Source organism: Flavobacterium sp. WC2416 (genome assembly GCF_041200095.1).
Taxonomy (GTDB): domain Bacteria; phylum Bacteroidota; class Bacteroidia; order Flavobacteriales; family Flavobacteriaceae; genus Flavobacterium.
The window spans coordinates 3,858,574-3,874,423 of the sequence record NZ_CP165626.1 but is presented as its reverse complement, the minus strand read 5'-3'; the positions used below and the strand labels follow the sequence as shown (position 1 = coordinate 3,874,423).

Here is a 15,850-nt window from a genome sequence, read left to right as displayed (position 1 = left end):
CTGTTTTGTAATTCGAACAATCTTATCTATATATAATTTGATAAAATGAAAAATTTAAAAAACATCTTTTTTCTTCTGATTTTTGGTCCAATGTGCACAGTTTTACCAGCGCAATCATTAAAGATTATGACGTACAATATCCGATTGGATGTAAGTAGTGATGGAGAAAATGATTGGACTCATCGTAAAGATTTTTTTACATCACAAATTCAATTCCATGAGCCGGATGTTTTTGGAGTTCAAGAAGCTACCCCCAATCAAGTTGTTGATATCTCAAATGTACTTTTGAAATATAATAATGTAGGCATGGGAAGAGAAGGGGTTGGAAAAGGAGAGTCTTCTAATATTTATTTTAAAAAAGATAAATTCACAATACTGGATTCTAGCACTTTTTGGCTTTCAGATACACCCAATGAAATTTCAATGGGTTGGGATGCGGCTTGTAATAGAGTTTGTACATATGCTCTTTTTAAGGATAACAAAACAAAACAGTTTTTCTGGGTTTTTAATACCCACTTGGACCACATTGGAGAAATGGCTCGAACCAAAGGAATTGAGCTAATTCTTTCTAAAATTGCATCGCTAAATGCGAAGAAATATCCAGTAATTTTCATGGGGGATTTTAATACAGAACCTAATGAGGATCGAATAATCAAGTTGCAAAAAGTAATGGATGATACTAAGGACCTTTCACAGAATAAACCTTTTGGACCTGAAGGAACTTTCAATGGTTTTAAACATAATGAGCCAGTAACTAAAAGAATTGATTACATTTTTATATCAAAAAATAATAATTTAAATGTAATGAAATATGCTGTTTTGAGTGACTCCAAGGATTTGAAATACCCATCAGATCATTTGCCGGTTTTAGTAGAACTTAACTTTAAAAAATAATATGAAAAGAAGATTAAAAACGATACAGCTTTTGTTATTGTTGCCTATAATTGCCCTTCAATACAATTGTAGCCCTTCAAGGAAAACAATGGAAACGACTCATGAAGTTTCTTTTTGGATGACTAAAAGTGATCAATCGGTGCTATTGCAAAAACAAGAAAAAAACTTGGTATTCAATACTATTGCTAATTCGAATCCAACAATTGATGTTGATGACTCTCAAAAATTCCAAACGATTGATGGTTTTGGCTTTAGTTTAACAGGAGGAAGTGTGACGGCTATCAATAAATTAGAAAAATCAAAAAAAGCGGCCCTTTTACAAGAATTATTTGGTAATAAAGAGGATGCAATTGGGATTAGCTATTTGCGAATTAGCATTGGAGCGTCCGATTTGAATGAGGCTGTTTTTTCGTATGATGATATGCCTAAAGGGGAAACCGATTTGAAGTTGGAGCATTTTAATTTTGGTTCAGACGCAAATGATTTGATTCCACTTCTAAAAGAAATTATAGCAATAAATCCATCGATTAAAATTATGGGATCGCCATGGTCTCCACCTGTTTGGATGAAGGACAATGGAAATACAAAAGGAGGCAGTTTACTTCCTCAGTATTATAAAGTATATGCGGAGTATTTTGTAAAATACATTCAACGTATGAGTGAAAAAGGAATTACTATTGATGCTATCACACCTCAAAACGAACCCTTGCACCCGGGGAATAATCCAAGTTTGTTAATGACTGCTTTAATGCAAGCTGATTTTATAAAAAATAACTTAGGTCCTGCTTTCAAAAAAGCCAATTTAAAAACAAAAATCGTAATTTACGACCATAATTGTAATAAGCCAGAATATCCTTTGACCATTTTGAATGATCCTGAAGCATTGCCATTTGTTACAGGTTCAGCTTTTCATTTGTACGAAGGAGACATCAGTGCGCTGTCAACAGTGCACAACGCTTTTCCTAATAAAGAGGTATATTTCACAGAACAATACACAGGTTCGGGGAGCAGTTTTGAATCGGATTTAAGATGGAGTGAAAAAAACGTGGTGATTGGTTCCATGCGAAATTGGAGTAAAAATGCGCTATCTTGGGGCTTAGCCAATGATGAATTCTATAGGCCTTTTACACCAGGTGGTTGTAGCACTTGTAAAGGAGCGTTGATGATTGATAAAAAAGGAGTAATTAAAAGAGAAGTGGGGTACTATATTATTGCTCATGCTTCTAAGTTTATTCCTGATGGTTCAACTCGAATTGCTAGTAATTTAATTGATCATCTGACTAATGTGGCTTTTAGAACTTCTGGAGGAAAAACTGTTTTATTAGTTTTGAATGATGGAGAAAATAATGAAACTTTTAATATTAAATACAATAATAAATGGGTTACTACGACTTTAAATTCTGGAGCGGTAGCAACTTATATTTGGTAATAAATAAAAAAATAATGATGAGATTTAAGATTTTTTGCACACTGTTTTTGAGTTGTTTTATTATCAATAATGCTATATCACAAGAGGTTAAAACGATAACTTATTTCAAAAACGACACCATAAAACTGGATTTGGATTTATATTTGCCTCAAAAGAAAACCAATCAAAAAACACCCTTAATACTCTTTGCTTTTGGGGGTGGATTTTCTGGAGGGGATCGTACTAGCGGAAAAGAGTTTTGTAAACTACTAGCTCAAAATGGGTATGCGGCAGCAAGTATTTCTTATACTTTATATATGAAAGATAAAAACTTTAGTTGTGATGGTATTTTGACCGAAAAAATTAAAGCCATTCAAATTGGAGTGAGTGATATGTGGCAAGCTACTTCGTATTTGATAAAAAATGCGGATAATTATAATATTGATGCTTCTAAAGTATTTATAAGTGGAATAAGTGCAGGTGCCGAAATTGGTTTTCAGGCTAGTTATTGGGATTATAAATTAATGAATTTATATGAAAATAATTTACCAGATAATTTTAAATACGCTGGATTTATGGGAGGTTCAGGTGCCATTATGGATTTGAATTTGATTACTGAAAAAAACTGTATTCCAATGCTTTTGGCTCATGGTAGTGCTGACGGAACAGTTCCCTATGGAACAGCTGCGCACCATACTTGTCCAACTAATTCCTCTGGATGGTTGATGTTGTTTGGTTCATATTCAGTATATAATTATGCATCACAATTTAATAAAGGGATTGAATTAATTACTTTTTGTGGTGGAGGGCATGAGTTTTCAGGCTATTTATTTGAGAAAGAACCGCACTATGTTTTAGAATTTTTAAAAGAGGTTTTAGCAGGAAACAAATTTCAAAACCATATTGTAAAACCTTCATCTAAAGCAGAAAAGTCTAAATATTTGTTTTGTAATTAAGTTTATAACTAAATACTATTATTAAAGTACAATTAAAAAAAAATGAAAAAAAGAACCACTTTAATCTTGTTGATGATTTCTTTTATAGGGATTGCACAACAATCAATTGATCAAAAAGTAAATGCATTGCTAAAGCAAATGACATTGGAGGAAAAAATTGGGCAACTCAATCAATATACTGGTAATAACCAGGCAACCGGACCTATAACGATTAATCTAAATAAGGAAACAGAAATTAAGCAGGGTTTAATAGGTTCGATGTTGAATGTTTTAGGAACTCAATATACGCGACAATATCAAGAATTGGCGATGCAATCCCGTCTTAAAATCCCTTTGTTATTTGGACAGGATGTTATTCATGGATACAAAACTACGTTTCCAATTCCTTTGGCCGAAGCGGCTAGTTGGGACTTAGATGCTATGGAACTTTCGGCAAGAATTGCAGCAACTGAAGCGGCTGCAAGTGGAATCCATTGGACATTTGCTCCAATGGTTGATATTGCTCGTGACCCACGCTGGGGACGTGTAATGGAAGGCGCTGGCGAGGATACGTATCTTGGTTCAAGAATTGCTGCTGCCAGAGTTAAAGGTTTTCAAGGGAAACTAGGGGATGTGAATTCAGTTATGGCTTGTGTAAAACATTTTGCTGCTTATGGCGCAGCTGTTGGAGGTAGAGATTATAATTCGGTTGATATGAGTGAGAGAATGTTATGGGAAACCTACTTGCCTCCATTTAAAGCAGCATTAGATGCTGGTGCAGCAACTTTTATGAATTCATTTAATGATCTTAATGGGATTCCAGCTACTGGAAATAAGTATTTGCAAAGAGATATTTTAAAAGGAAAATGGAATTTTCAAGGTTTTGTTGTTTCTGACTGGGGTTCTATTGGAGAAATGGTCAATCACGGTTACGTAAAAGATAATAAGGAAGCTGCATTGGCTGCAATAACTGCAGGAAGTGATATGGATATGGAAAGTAATGCTTACCGCTATCATTTGGCTGAATTGGTGAAAGAAAACAAAGTGCCAATTGCTTTGATTGACGATGCAGTAAAAAGAATTTTGCGTAAAAAATTCGAATTGGGTTTATTTGATGATCCATATAAATACTGTAATCCTGAAAGGGAGCAAGCAGCATTAAATAATCCAGAACATAGAAAGACAGCAAGAGAAGTTGCGGCAAAAAGTATCGTTTTATTAAAAAATGACAATGCTATTTTACCACTTTCAAAATCGATTAAGACGATTGCTTTCATAGGACCATTAGTTAAAGAACACAAACAGAATATGGGATTTTGGGCTGTTGAATTGCCTGATTTGGATTATGATAAACAAGTAGTTTCTCAATGGGAAGGATTGCAAAATAAAGTTAGTAAAAACACTCAGTTGCTTTACGCCAAAGGATGCGAGACAACTGGAGATACTAAAGAAGGCTTTGCTGAAGCAGTTGCTGTAGCTAATCAAGCTGATGTTGTTGTTTTAAGTGTTGGTGAAAGTTGGAATATGAGCGGAGAAGCTAAAAGCCGTAGTAATATTCATTTACCAGGAGTTCAAGAAGAACTAATAAAAGTCATTCAGGCAACTGGAAAGCCAGTTGTAGTTTTAATCAATGCTGGAAGACCACTGATTTTTAATGATACTGCTGATACTGTCCCTGCTATTCTTTATACATGGTGGTTAGGTACTGAAGCAGGAAATGCGATTGCTGATGTTTTATTTGGAGACTACAATCCTTCGGGAAAATTACCAATGTCTTTTCCAAGAGAAGAGGGACAAATTCCAATTTACTACAATCATTTTAATACAGGAAGGCCTGCGCCAAACGAAACGGCAACTAATTATGTTTCGGCATATATTGATTTAAAAAATAGTCCTCGTTTTCCTTTTGGTTATGGATTGAGTTATACTACTTTTAAATATTCTGATTTGAAATTATCTCAGAATAAAATAAAAAGCAATGAAACAATTGAAGTTTCGGTAACCATAACTAATTCAGGAAAAATAGCTGGAGAAGAAGTAGTTCAATTGTATTTAAGAGATAAAGTGGGTTCAGTGGTAAGACCAATTATTGAACTGAAAGATTTTCAAAAAATAAAATTAAATGCGGGAGAAAGTAAAACAATCCAGTTTCATATTGACAAAGAGAAATTGTCTTTTTACAATGCAGCATTACATTGGATAACTGAACCTGGTGATTTTGATTTGATGATTGGTTCGTCTTCGGCAGATATCCGTTTGAGAGATAGTTTTGAATTAACGAATTGATTTTAGAATAAAATGAGCAATTTAAAAAATGCATTGTTGTTATTTATAATGCCATTTATGGTTTTTGCACAAACTAAAAAAGATACTATAAGGGTATTTTATTTGGGCGGCCAGTCCAATATGCAGGGTTTTGGTTATGTGAAAGAGCTTCCAGATTCTTTAAATAAATCAAATAAAAATGTTTTTATTTATCAAGGAAACCCTGTTGGGGATAATGATGTAGCTGGAGGTTTGGGAAAATGGGATTTTTTAAAGCCAGGTCATGGAACAGGATTTGCATCAGATGGAAAGAACAATATGCTTTCGGATCGATTTGGTATTGAGCTTTCGTTTGCCAAAAAACTACAAGAATTATATCCATATCAAAAACTTGCAATTATAAAATATGCTAGAAATGGATCTTCTATTGATAGTAGTGGGACTGCTTATTTTGGTTCTTGGGAACCTGATTTTAGAAGCGGAAAAGGAATCAATCAATACGATTATTTTCTCAAAACAGTTAATAACGCTATGGCCATGAAAGATATAAACGGTGATGGAGTCGAAGATATTTTGATTCCAAGCGGTATCATCTGGATGCAAGGAGAAAGTGATGCCGATAAATCGGAACTAATTGCCAATCAATATTATTCGAATTTAAAAAGGTTGATGGAGTTGATGCGAGCCGCTTTTAGAAATAATGATTTGCCTATAGTAATTGGAAAAATATCGGATTCTGGTGATGATGTCGATGGAAAAATTTGGGCTTATGGCGAATTAGTTCAATATGGACAAGAAAAATTTGCAGCAATGGAACCCCATGTAAGCATTGTACGAACTACAAGTACTTATAAATATACAGACAAATACCACTACAAAAGTGATGGATATATTGATTTAGGAAAAGAATTTGCAAAATCAATTTTCCTTTTGAATAAATAAGAAAACATCTAATTGTAAAGGAGCAACTTTTATTTGAAAAATATTTTAAAACAAAAAAGCCGATAGTTTCTAATAGAAAACTATCGGCTTTTTAAGTAAGGCGTATAACTTATTTTAATATTTTGTTTTTTAGCCACAACCTTGTTGGTTCATCATAAAGCTTTAGACAGGCATAAGCAACAATAATACTTGTAACCAAAGTTAATATGCTGTAAGGATACGCTTCGCTAATTTTAATTTTTGTGTCAGCAACCCATCCAGTGTAAATATAAATAAAGGCATAATGCGTGATGTAAATTGGATAGGATATATCACCCAAAAATTTGCAAATACGAGCTGCATTTTTACCTTTTATTTCACCACTAGCTCCTAAATAAACAATTAAGGGAAATAGAATAATGATACTTAAAGAGTCATAAAGGCCATTTTGCCATAAGTTTTCACCACCCCCAATTCGTGGCATTGCTAAAACAAAAACAATTAACAGACTAGACCAGAAGAACGCATTTTTAATAGTTATAATTTTCACTAGTCTGTGCAGTAAAATTCCACCAAAGAAGGGAAACATTAAGCGGGAGAGTCCTATATGAATTTGTGTAGAATCAATTGCCCAGCCACCAATAACATCACCAGTTTCACTAGTAACTGCAAGGTGAATTAATGCACATCCAGATAGGAATACAAGTATGGAAAGTACTGTTTTTGAAAATTTCCTTACAAAAAGGGCATAAAGAATATTACCTATATATTCATAAAATAAGGACCAGCCTGGGCCATTAAGAGGATGCATTTCGGTCCAACCTCTTATGTCTAAAGAAGGAGGGACTGGTATTAATGTAAACCCTATAATCATAACTAGAATCATTTTCCAAATAGGCACCTCATGAATTGTTGGCCACAAAATAGAATCTTGAAAATAAAAACAAATGGCCCCGATAATCATTCCCATAATGACCATAGGTTGAAGTCTCACCAGTCTACGTTTGAAAAAATCACCAATAGACATTTTTTCCCAACGATCATCATAAGCATAGCTAATAACAAATCCAGAAAGTAAGAAGAAAAAATCTACAGCAAGGTAGCCATGATTTATTATTTGATCCAGATGGCTTGTAGCGTGTGCTTCAAAAATATGAAATGCAACAACCATAATAGCTGCTACACCTCGTAAACCGTCTAGAATGGGGTAGTGGGGTTTTGAATGTAATGCGTTTGTTTTCATCGGTTTATTAATGTGGTTTTTTTAAAATGGTTAGTTTTGTAGTTGTTGTGTAATTTTGACGCAATGTACACGTTTTTTTTATTTGCATTCCTTTTTTTGATAATTTTTCTGTTTTCAGAATGATGCTTTTAGTTAATTTTGTAAGAATTATATTTATTATAATTTAAAATAATCCCATATTCTTAAATATTTACAGTATTTGAGCTTATTTAATAGATTGTGAACTTTGAAAATAATACTTTCTTCTATTTTCTTAAATAAAAAAAACTAAATTGCGAAGATCGAAGAGATGAAAGTGTAATTATCAGAAAAAGAGTTTAATGTTAAAAAATATTTTAGATAACAAGGAAAGATACCAACCAGGCTTATCAATTGATTGTGTCATTTTTGGGTTTCATGATAACCAGCTTAAAGTGTTGCTAATAAAAACCAAGTATAGTAACAAATGGTCTTTGCCAGGAGGATTTGTCCCTGTAGATCAAGATATTGATCAGGCTGCAGTAACAGTTTTACACGATAGGACTGGATTGGAAGGTATATTTTTGAGGCAGTTTTCAACTTTTGGAAAAGTCAAAAGGAATAATTCGGATTTTAGTCAAGAGGTTTTAAATTTTCATTCTATTCCAATAGAAGAAGGGGAATGGTATTCTAACCGTTTTGTAACTGTAGGCTATTATGCTTTAGTTGATTTTTTTAAAACAATGCCCAATCCAGAAGGGAAAAACGGAATTGTAGAATGGATTGATCATAATGCTGTTCCTGATTTGATTATTGATCATAAAGAAATTTTAGATAAAGCATTAGAAACACTGCGGGTAGAATTGAATTTAATGCCAGTAGGGTATAATTTACTTCCTGAAAAATTCACGATTCCAGAATTGCAAAAATTGTATGAAACTATCCTTGGTAGAACGCTTGATAGAAGGAATTTTCTTCGTAAAATAACTGCGATAGGAATTTTGATAAAATTAGATGAAAAGAAAAGTAATGTTGCTCATAAAGCGCCCAATTTATATAGTTTTGATAAACATAAATATGAAGAAGTGGTTAAAAATGGACTGACTCAAGGCTGGTAATTTTGTAACAATTTAGTTCTAAGGAAAGAATTTACTAACTATTTTATTAGGTCATTTTTCTTTATTTTTGAGACACATCTCTTTTTATTTAATAATAAATATTTATAATTTAAAAATCATGCAACAGGCTGAAAAGTTATCAAAATTGAATTTTTTTTTGAAAGAAGTGAAAATTAATGACACTAATTTTCATCTTAGATTGGGAGCAAATTTTCCAATTATAAATGATTTATTTCAAAAACTATATTCGGATAGCCCCAATAAAGAGGAAGCGTTTCAATTGCTAATGCAGTCTTTAGTTAAAAATTTTGAAAATCGATCTGATTTTCAAAAGAAACGAGATTTGAACCGTGTATCTAATCCCAATTGGTATTCAAGTGAAAAAATCGTTGGAATGATGTTATATGTTGATCTTTTCAATATTGATTTCAATGGGCTAAAAGCAAAAATCCCTTATTTTCTTGATTTGGGTATTAATACGGTGCATTTAATGCCTTTTTTGGATGTTCCAGAATTTGAAAATGACGGTGGATACGCTGTGCGAAATTATCGCGAAGTGAATCCTAAGTTTGGTTCTATGGATGATTTTGAAGCTTTGGTTACTGAGTTTCAAAAAAACGATATGAATCTAGTCATGGATTTAGTGCTGAATCATTGTGCTGATGAACATGAATGGGCTATAGAAGGCCGTAAAGGGAATCCAAAATATAAAGATTTTTTCTATTTCTTTCCAGATAGAACTTTGCCTAACGCTTATGAAAAGTCGATGGTTGAGATTTTTCCAGATACCGCTCCAGGAAACTTTACTTATTTGCCTGAAAATGATAAATGGGTGATGACTTTGTTTTATGGCTACCAATGGGATTTGAATTATAAGAATCCAATGGTTTTGGCTGAAATGATTGATATTATGTTGTTTTGGGCCAATAAAGGTATCGATATTTTTCGTTTTGATGCAGTTGCATTTATGTGGAAGGAAATTGGTAAATTCAACCAAAATTTACCCGAAGTACATTTATTATTGCAACTTTTTAAATTGTGTGGGCAAATTGTTTCCCCAGGTGTAGCTTATATAGCTGAAGCGATTGTAGCTCCAGATGAGATTATAAAATATTTTGGACAAGGATTATCACAAGGGGATGAATGTGATATCGCTTATAACGCTAATTTCATGGCTTTAAGTTGGGAAGCAATGGCTACTCGCAATACAAATTTGCTTAAAAAATCAATGAGAGCGGTTCCTACAAAACCTAGAAATACAACTTGGATCAATTATGCAAGATGTCACGATGATATAGGATTTGGTTTTGATGATAAATTAGTGACTGAATTAGGGCTTAATAGCCTACAGCACCGATTGTATATCTTGAAACATTATTGTGATGGATTTAATGGGAGTTTTGCTTTAGGGCAGCGATTTATGATTGAGCATGAAACGGGTAATGCTCGAATTTCGGGATCCATGGCTGCTTTATGTGGTTTAGAAAAAGCATTAATTGAAAATAATGTGAAAGAAATTCAAATTGCCATAAAGAGAATTAATTTGCAACATGCCGTTATTTTGTCTTTAGGAGGATTACCAATGATTTATAGTGGTGATGAGGTAGGTTTGCCTAATAATTATGATTATTTAAATGATGAAAGTAAAAAGTATGATAATCGCTGGCTCCATCGTTCTAAAATGAATTGGAGTTTGGTCGAAAATATAGAAGATTCTCCATCGGCACAAGCTCAGGTCTACAAACAGTTAAAGCAATTAATTAGAATTAGGAAACAAACTCCAGCTTTCGCAGATAACAATGATTTGCAATATATCGATTATGAAAACAGTCATTTGTTAATATATAAAAAAACAGATTCTCAAGGGAAAGAAGTATATGTTATCTCGAATTTCTCAGACTATGATACTTTTTTTAATAGTAACGTGTTTGAAAATTTAAAAAGCACAAAATTATTTAATTTACTTACTGGAGAGGATTTTGATATTCAAGAAATTAATTTCATCAGTGCGTATGATATTTTGTGGCTGAAAAAATAAGTTAAATTAAACCTGTAAAAAAACTCCATTATTTCTAATGGAGTTTTTTGTGATCGATGATCGGTTACAATCGAACACTTGATAGTAATATTGGCACTTTTCGATATTTATAATAGTAATTATGCTTTGAGGATTTACAGTTATCTTGGTATCGAATAAAAATGGTAAGCATTGGAATGGAAAGCGTAAACTTCAGCCCGCTTACATGGGAGTATCTCAGCATTCACCTTGCTTTTCGAATGAAATATTTTAATAGTGAAATAGTTAATTTGAATTTATTTTTTTGAATTGCAACGGACTAAGACCGACTTCTTTTTTAAAAAGTCTTGAAAAATAAGACATATTATCAAATCCAAGAGAATAAGCAATTTCAGACACTGTTTTGTCGTCAATTATCAGAAGGTTTTTTGCTTCAGATATTAAAAATAAATGAATATGCTCTAAAGCCGTTTTTCCGCTTTCCTGTTTAAGTAAATCGCTTAGATAGCGCGGACTTAAATGCAATAGTTCTGCAAGTTGATTAACCGATGGAAGACCCTTATCGAGTTGTCCGTTATTTACATATTGAGCAAGAATTTCATTAAATTTAGTTACCGTTTTACCGGAAATTTCAAAGCGGTTTATAAATTGACGCTTGTAAAATCGCTGTGCATATTTTAATAATGTACTAATATTAGAAAGTATAATTTCTCGACTATATTCGTCTTGGTTATTATAATATTCGTTTTCTATTTTATGAAAAATATCCCAGGCTATTTTTTCTTCCTGAGGAGAAAGATGTAGCGCTTCGTTAGTTTCATAATCAAAATAATTATAAGTAGAGAGTTCGTTGCGAAGCGGTTTACCATTAATAAAATCTTCATGAAAGAAAATTAGAAATCCATCTTCGTCGAATTCAAGGTTTTTCATTTCTATAACCTGTCTTGGTTTTACAAACATCATAGAACCACGTTCATGATCATATTTTGTGCGTCCATACATGACAACTCCAGCTTTTAGTTTTTTGAACCCAATCATATAAAAATCACTTGTAAATTCGCGGTCACCTAAAGAACACTTGTCTTTACAACGATAAATACTTATTAACGGATGTTCTGGTTTTGAAAAACCATTTTCACGATGCAATTCTGCCAGATTTTTATAATGTTTCATCTTTTCAGTATTTAAGACAGTACAATCTACAGAATTTAATCTGATAGATTGTACTAATTTTAATTTTTAATGACCGTGTGCATTTGCAGAAACTTCTTTCCATTCTTCAAATTCAGCAAGACGTTCCGCATAAACCTTTTTAACGGCAGGATAAGCTACTTTTCCTAAAAGGAAATGTAAAGGTGGTTTTTCACTATCTATCAATGCCAAAACTGCTGTGGCTGTTGTTTCGGGATTTCCCCAGCCATCTGGAACTGGTGCTTCAAAGAAAGCTTTTTTAAGTGGAGCATAAGTTTCAGTAGGTTCAGTCTGAAAAGCTGAAGCACCGGACCAATCTGTTGCAAAACCATTTGGTTCTATTAAACTCACTTTAACCCCAAATTCTGTAAGTTCAGTAGCCAATGTTTCAGTCAGACCGTTAACGGCATATTTTGATGCGTTGTAAAGTCCTAAAACCGGTAAAGTTACCAATCCTAAAAAGCTTGAAACCTGAATTACGTGACCACTTTTTTGCTCACGAAAAATAGGCGTTATAGCTTGGGTAACCCAAAGTACACCAAAAAAGTTAGTCTCCATTTGAGCACGCGCTTGTTCTTCTGTTGTTTCTTCAATTGCACCAAACAATCCAAAACCTGCGTTGTTTATAACTACATCTATACGATTAAAATGATCTTTTGCTTTTTGTACTGCTGTAAAGCATGCTGCACGATCATTAACATCGAGTTGAATAGGAAAAATGGCATCGCCAAATTCAGCTACAAGTTCTTTTAGATTTTCTAAATTTCTTGCAGTTGCTGCTACTTTATCGCCACGTTGTAAGAGAGCTTTTGCCCAAATTTTACCAAAACCTCTTGAGGCTCCTGTAATCAAAATTATTTTTGACATGATTAATTATATTAAAATTATATCAACAAAGTTACATAGACTGTGCATGAAGGATTTTCACAAAAGTGGGAATTACTGGTACATTTTAACGGAGTTAAAAGTCTAATTCGATATGCTGCGTGTACTCTTGAATTTGATAAATAAGCAATTTCAAAATCGCTTAAAACTGGTCTTCTCAATATGTTTCCAGATCTGGATTCTGGAATATGGGAGGTTTCTGCCAGAATTTTGTTCGAATGATAATTGGTTTCTTTTTGGATAATTTCCTTAGTCAAATTCAGCATATGGCTGTGCTACTTCTGGAAGAAAGATTCCAGTGTTTCGCATGTTTTCTGAAATCGTAAGAAATAAGTCGTATTAAAAAGCTCAAAAACCAGCTTGGGCTTCGAAAATAGAATCGATTATTAATGATGAAAACTGGGGAAATTTGTATTTGAACAAACTAGCAAATGAGTTAGGCTTGTATCTTGTTTATTTATCAAGAAAATTTCCAGAGTATTTTAATGTGGACTTCGCAGATTATATTCGTGAAAAAAAGCTAGAACAAGGGAAGTTTATTTCATTAAAATAAATCGATTACTAATTCAGCTATTTCACATCAATGCGGATTTTCGGATGAAAGCCATTTTTCGAGATATTTATAGCAAAGTTCAAAATGACGCCAAAGTAATTCCAAAAAACAGTTCAAAAAGATAAGAATATGCCATTAGGTTTGCAATCTGCTATTTTAAGTTTTTTAAATTCTATATTTTTGTTTTCACATAAAACGATATCAGTATGTATAATTTCAAAAATGATTATTCAGAAGGTGCTCATCCTTCTATTTTAAATACGCTTTTAGCAACTAATATGGTGCAACAAATAGGTTATGGAGAAGATGATTATTCAGCTCAAGCAAAAACTATTTTAAGAAATAAAATGAGTAATGCTAATGCAATTATCTATTTTGTGTCTGGAGGGACGCAAACTAATCTTCTTGTTATTACTACCTTGCTACGATCACATGAAGCGGTTATTAGTGCAAAAACTGGGCATATTTATGCTAATGAAACTGGAGCTATAGAGGCAACAGGGCATAGAGTAATTACTGTTGAGACACAAGATGGGAAACTTAGACCATTAGATATTAAAAAAGTGTTGCAAGATCATTTATTAAGACCACACGTTGTAAAACCAAAAATGGTTTATATCTCTAATTCAACCGAAATAGGTACGATTTATAATAAAGAAGAATTGCAAGAGCTATCTGAATGTTGCAGATCGGAAGAGTTGTATCTTTTTTTAGACGGGGCAAGATTAGGACATGCACTAATGGCTGAAAACAATGATTTGACTTTGTCTGATATTTCAGCACTTACCGATGTGTTTTATATTGGGGGAACAAAAAATGGAGCTTTGCTTGGTGAAGCAATTGTGTTTAATACTGTAAAACTAGCAACAGATTTTGATTATTTATTGAAACAAAAAGGAGCGCTATTGGCAAAAGGAAGAGTACTGGGGATACAGTTTCTGGAGTTATTCAAAGAGGACTTGTATTTTACTTTAGCAAAATATGCTAATGCTATGGCAATGAAAATTGCAGATGCAATTAAAGATAAAGGATATTCTTTTTTAACAAATTCTACTACAAACCAAATATTTCCTATTTTACCCAAAGATATAATTGAAAAATTAAGTCAAAAATATGCGTTTTATGTGTGGAAAGATATTGATGAAAATACATCTGCTATACGTTTAATTACATCATGGGCAACAGACGAGAATAAAGTGAATGAGTTGATTGATGATTTAAAGAAACTATAAATTTAAACTCAATAGTAGGGAATTATTTTGGTGAATTGCTCAAAAAATTTCTAAACATAAAAAAAACCTCTAAAATCAAAAGACTTTAGAGGTTTTTAAGTTATGGTGGGCGATGAGGGGTTCGAACCCCCGACCCCCTCGGTGTAAACGAGGTGCTCTGAACCAGCTGAGCTAATCGCCCTAACACAATTTGTAAATTTTCATTTCCTTATTGCGAGTGCAAATATAGACTAGTTTTTCGCTTACGCAAAACATTTATATGAATATTTTTTTATTTTTTTTATTTGATTTATATCTTGTTGAATTTTAATTTGTTGGGATTTTAAAAACGAAATAAAAAAACTCCATTTGATCAAAGATAAGTGGAGTTTTAAAAGTTTCTAGGAATTATTTGGAAAGTGTGGGCTCATTATGGTACAAATAATCGCCATGTATTCCAGTAAAGGCCTTGTTTAATTCAGCAAAGAATGCTTTTCGATCTTCTTCTTTTGGCCATGCGAGTTGAATTAACTCATTTTGTTTGTCGTTAGCTTTTTCTAAATCAGATAAGGAATCGTATAAATAGGCTTCCAAGAAGTCTCTGCTATCAGATCCCCAGGAATGACGATGTGGGTAGTATGCTTTTATATAGGGGTTGTTCAGTGTTATTTTTTCGTTGAATTCTTTTAACCCTTTTCCCTGTCCATTCAATGACATTTGAGATTTTCTAATATATACAATCATGGGTTCTTTGGAAGTAGTTTTAAGGTCTTTGCTTCCAGCAGCTACTGTAGTGTATATTTCATCTGAATGCATTGGGCCATAATAACTAGTGTATTTGTCAAAAAAGGCCTTTCTTGCTTTCTCATCAGGCCATCCTTTTTTAATCAAGTCATTTGATACGTCATTGGCTTTTTCTATATCTTCCCATGTTTTGAATACTGAGACGAGTAAAACTTCGGAGCTATTTTCAGTATAATAATGGTTTAATAGTTCGGAACCTATTATTAAATCATTCTTACTAGTTACTTTGTCAAAGTACTCCTGTTCTGTTTGCTTCCAATCTTTTCGGTCAGTATCTAAGTTTCGATGCAATGTGGTTACCGTAACGAATACTGGTTTTGGGTCTTCTTGAGCATGTAGTTTGATACTCAATAGGAGCGTTAAAATTAACATTCCTAATACTAAATTTCTGCTTTTTTTCATGATAATTTTGTATTAAATGATTAATTACTAAAAACGAGTATTAAA

At 32.9% G+C, this 15,850-nt stretch carries 12 protein-coding genes and 1 tRNA gene; 8 read left to right on the top strand and 5 right to left on the bottom strand.

What is annotated here, in order from left to right:
* Positions 1-45 precede the first annotated feature (45 nt).
* The 5 genes from AB3G39_RS16500 to AB3G39_RS16480 are packed head-to-tail and all read left to right on the top strand — an operon-like array spanning position 46 to position 6,444.
* The gene (locus tag AB3G39_RS16500; RefSeq protein WP_369765729.1) at positions 46-894 is read left to right on the top strand and encodes an endonuclease/exonuclease/phosphatase family protein; all 849 of its coding nucleotides are present in this window, start codon (positions 46-48) and stop codon (positions 892-894) included.
* 1 nt (position 895) lies between these two features.
* Positions 896-2,323, top strand: a complete 1,428-nt coding sequence (locus AB3G39_RS16495) for a glycoside hydrolase family 30 beta sandwich domain-containing protein (RefSeq protein WP_369765728.1) — start codon at positions 896-898, stop codon at positions 2,321-2,323.
* 14 nt (positions 2,324-2,337) lie between these two features.
* Complete coding sequence (locus AB3G39_RS16490; RefSeq protein ID WP_367773455.1) at positions 2,338-3,258, top strand: alpha/beta hydrolase; 921 nt, start codon at positions 2,338-2,340, stop codon at positions 3,256-3,258.
* A 42-nt stretch (positions 3,259-3,300) separates the two neighbouring features.
* Positions 3,301-5,523 (top strand): beta-glucosidase BglX, encoded by a 2,223-nt coding sequence (gene bglX / locus AB3G39_RS16485; RefSeq protein ID WP_369765727.1) that lies wholly within the window; start codon positions 3,301-3,303, stop codon positions 5,521-5,523.
* Positions 5,524-5,535: 12 nt separating this feature from the next.
* Entirely contained in the window at positions 5,536-6,444 is a 909-nt protein-coding gene (locus AB3G39_RS16480; protein ID WP_367773459.1) for a sialate O-acetylesterase, read from the top strand.
* A gap of 109 nt (positions 6,445-6,553) precedes the next feature.
* Here the strand turns inward: AB3G39_RS16480 and AB3G39_RS16475 are convergent, their stop codons facing one another.
* Positions 6,554-7,666, bottom strand: coding sequence for an acyltransferase family protein (locus AB3G39_RS16475; protein WP_369765726.1), 1,113 nt, complete (start codon positions 7,664-7,666; stop codon positions 6,554-6,556).
* Between the two features lie 320 nt (positions 7,667-7,986).
* On the opposite strand from AB3G39_RS16475, the gene AB3G39_RS16470 reads away from it, so the two are divergent.
* Both AB3G39_RS16470 and AB3G39_RS16465 read left to right on the top strand, forming a co-directional pair.
* Positions 7,987-8,742: an NUDIX domain-containing protein gene (locus AB3G39_RS16470; RefSeq protein ID WP_367773463.1), complete on the top strand. Its 756-nt coding sequence runs from the start codon at positions 7,987-7,989 to the stop codon at positions 8,740-8,742.
* 166 nt (positions 8,743-8,908) lie between these two features.
* Positions 8,909-10,780: an alpha-amylase family protein gene (locus tag AB3G39_RS16465; RefSeq protein ID WP_369766252.1), complete on the top strand. Its 1,872-nt coding sequence runs from the start codon at positions 8,909-8,911 to the stop codon at positions 10,778-10,780.
* 264 nt (positions 10,781-11,044) lie between these two features.
* Here the strand turns inward: AB3G39_RS16465 and AB3G39_RS16460 are convergent, their stop codons facing one another.
* Positions 11,045-11,932 carry a helix-turn-helix domain-containing protein gene (locus AB3G39_RS16460; protein ID WP_367773466.1) on the bottom strand — a complete coding sequence of 296 codons (888 nt, stop codon included), beginning with the start codon at positions 11,930-11,932 and terminating at the stop codon, positions 11,045-11,047.
* A gap of 66 nt (positions 11,933-11,998) precedes the next feature.
* Complete coding sequence (locus AB3G39_RS16455) at positions 11,999-12,817, bottom strand: SDR family NAD(P)-dependent oxidoreductase (protein WP_367773468.1); 819 nt, start codon at positions 12,815-12,817, stop codon at positions 11,999-12,001.
* A gap of 777 nt (positions 12,818-13,594) precedes the next feature.
* Between AB3G39_RS16455 and AB3G39_RS16450 the strand changes: the two genes are divergently transcribed.
* The gene (locus AB3G39_RS16450) at positions 13,595-14,620 is read left to right on the top strand and encodes a low specificity L-threonine aldolase (protein ID WP_367757080.1); all 1,026 of its coding nucleotides are present in this window, start codon (positions 13,595-13,597) and stop codon (positions 14,618-14,620) included.
* Positions 14,621-14,723: 103 nt separating this feature from the next.
* On the opposite strand, the gene AB3G39_RS16445 is transcribed toward AB3G39_RS16450, so the two are convergent.
* Both AB3G39_RS16445 and AB3G39_RS16440 read right to left on the bottom strand, forming a co-directional pair.
* Positions 14,724-14,801, bottom strand: a tRNA-Val gene (locus tag AB3G39_RS16445).
* 206 nt (positions 14,802-15,007) lie between these two features.
* Positions 15,008-15,805 carry a hypothetical protein gene (locus AB3G39_RS16440; RefSeq protein ID WP_367773472.1) on the bottom strand — a complete coding sequence of 266 codons (798 nt, stop codon included), beginning with the start codon at positions 15,803-15,805 and terminating at the stop codon, positions 15,008-15,010.
* Positions 15,806-15,850 lie beyond the last annotated feature (45 nt).

Excerpts from the sequence above, each read along its gene's own strand:
- AB3G39_RS16500 (WP_369765729.1), top strand. The coding sequence starts at position 46 with ATGAAAAATTTAAAAAACATCTTTTTTCTTCTGATTTTTGGTCCAATG.
- AB3G39_RS16495 (WP_369765728.1), top strand. The coding sequence starts at position 896 with ATGAAAAGAAGATTAAAAACGATACAGCTTTTGTTATTGTTGCCTATA.
- AB3G39_RS16490 (WP_367773455.1), top strand. The coding sequence starts at position 2,338 with ATGATGAGATTTAAGATTTTTTGCACACTGTTTTTGAGTTGTTTTATT.
- bglX (WP_369765727.1), top strand. The coding sequence starts at position 3,301 with ATGAAAAAAAGAACCACTTTAATCTTGTTGATGATTTCTTTTATAGGG.
- AB3G39_RS16480 (WP_367773459.1), top strand. The coding sequence starts at position 5,536 with ATGAGCAATTTAAAAAATGCATTGTTGTTATTTATAATGCCATTTATG.
- AB3G39_RS16475 (WP_369765726.1), bottom strand. The coding sequence starts at position 7,666 with ATGAAAACAAACGCATTACATTCAAAACCCCACTACCCCATTCTAGAC.
- AB3G39_RS16470 (WP_367773463.1), top strand. The coding sequence starts at position 7,987 with ATGTTAAAAAATATTTTAGATAACAAGGAAAGATACCAACCAGGCTTA.
- AB3G39_RS16460 (WP_367773466.1), bottom strand. The coding sequence starts at position 11,932 with ATGAAACATTATAAAAATCTGGCAGAATTGCATCGTGAAAATGGTTTT.
- AB3G39_RS16455 (WP_367773468.1), bottom strand. The coding sequence starts at position 12,817 with ATGTCAAAAATAATTTTGATTACAGGAGCCTCAAGAGGTTTTGGTAAA.
- AB3G39_RS16450 (WP_367757080.1), top strand. The coding sequence starts at position 13,595 with ATGTATAATTTCAAAAATGATTATTCAGAAGGTGCTCATCCTTCTATT.
- AB3G39_RS16440 (WP_367773472.1), bottom strand. The coding sequence starts at position 15,805 with ATGAAAAAAAGCAGAAATTTAGTATTAGGAATGTTAATTTTAACGCTC.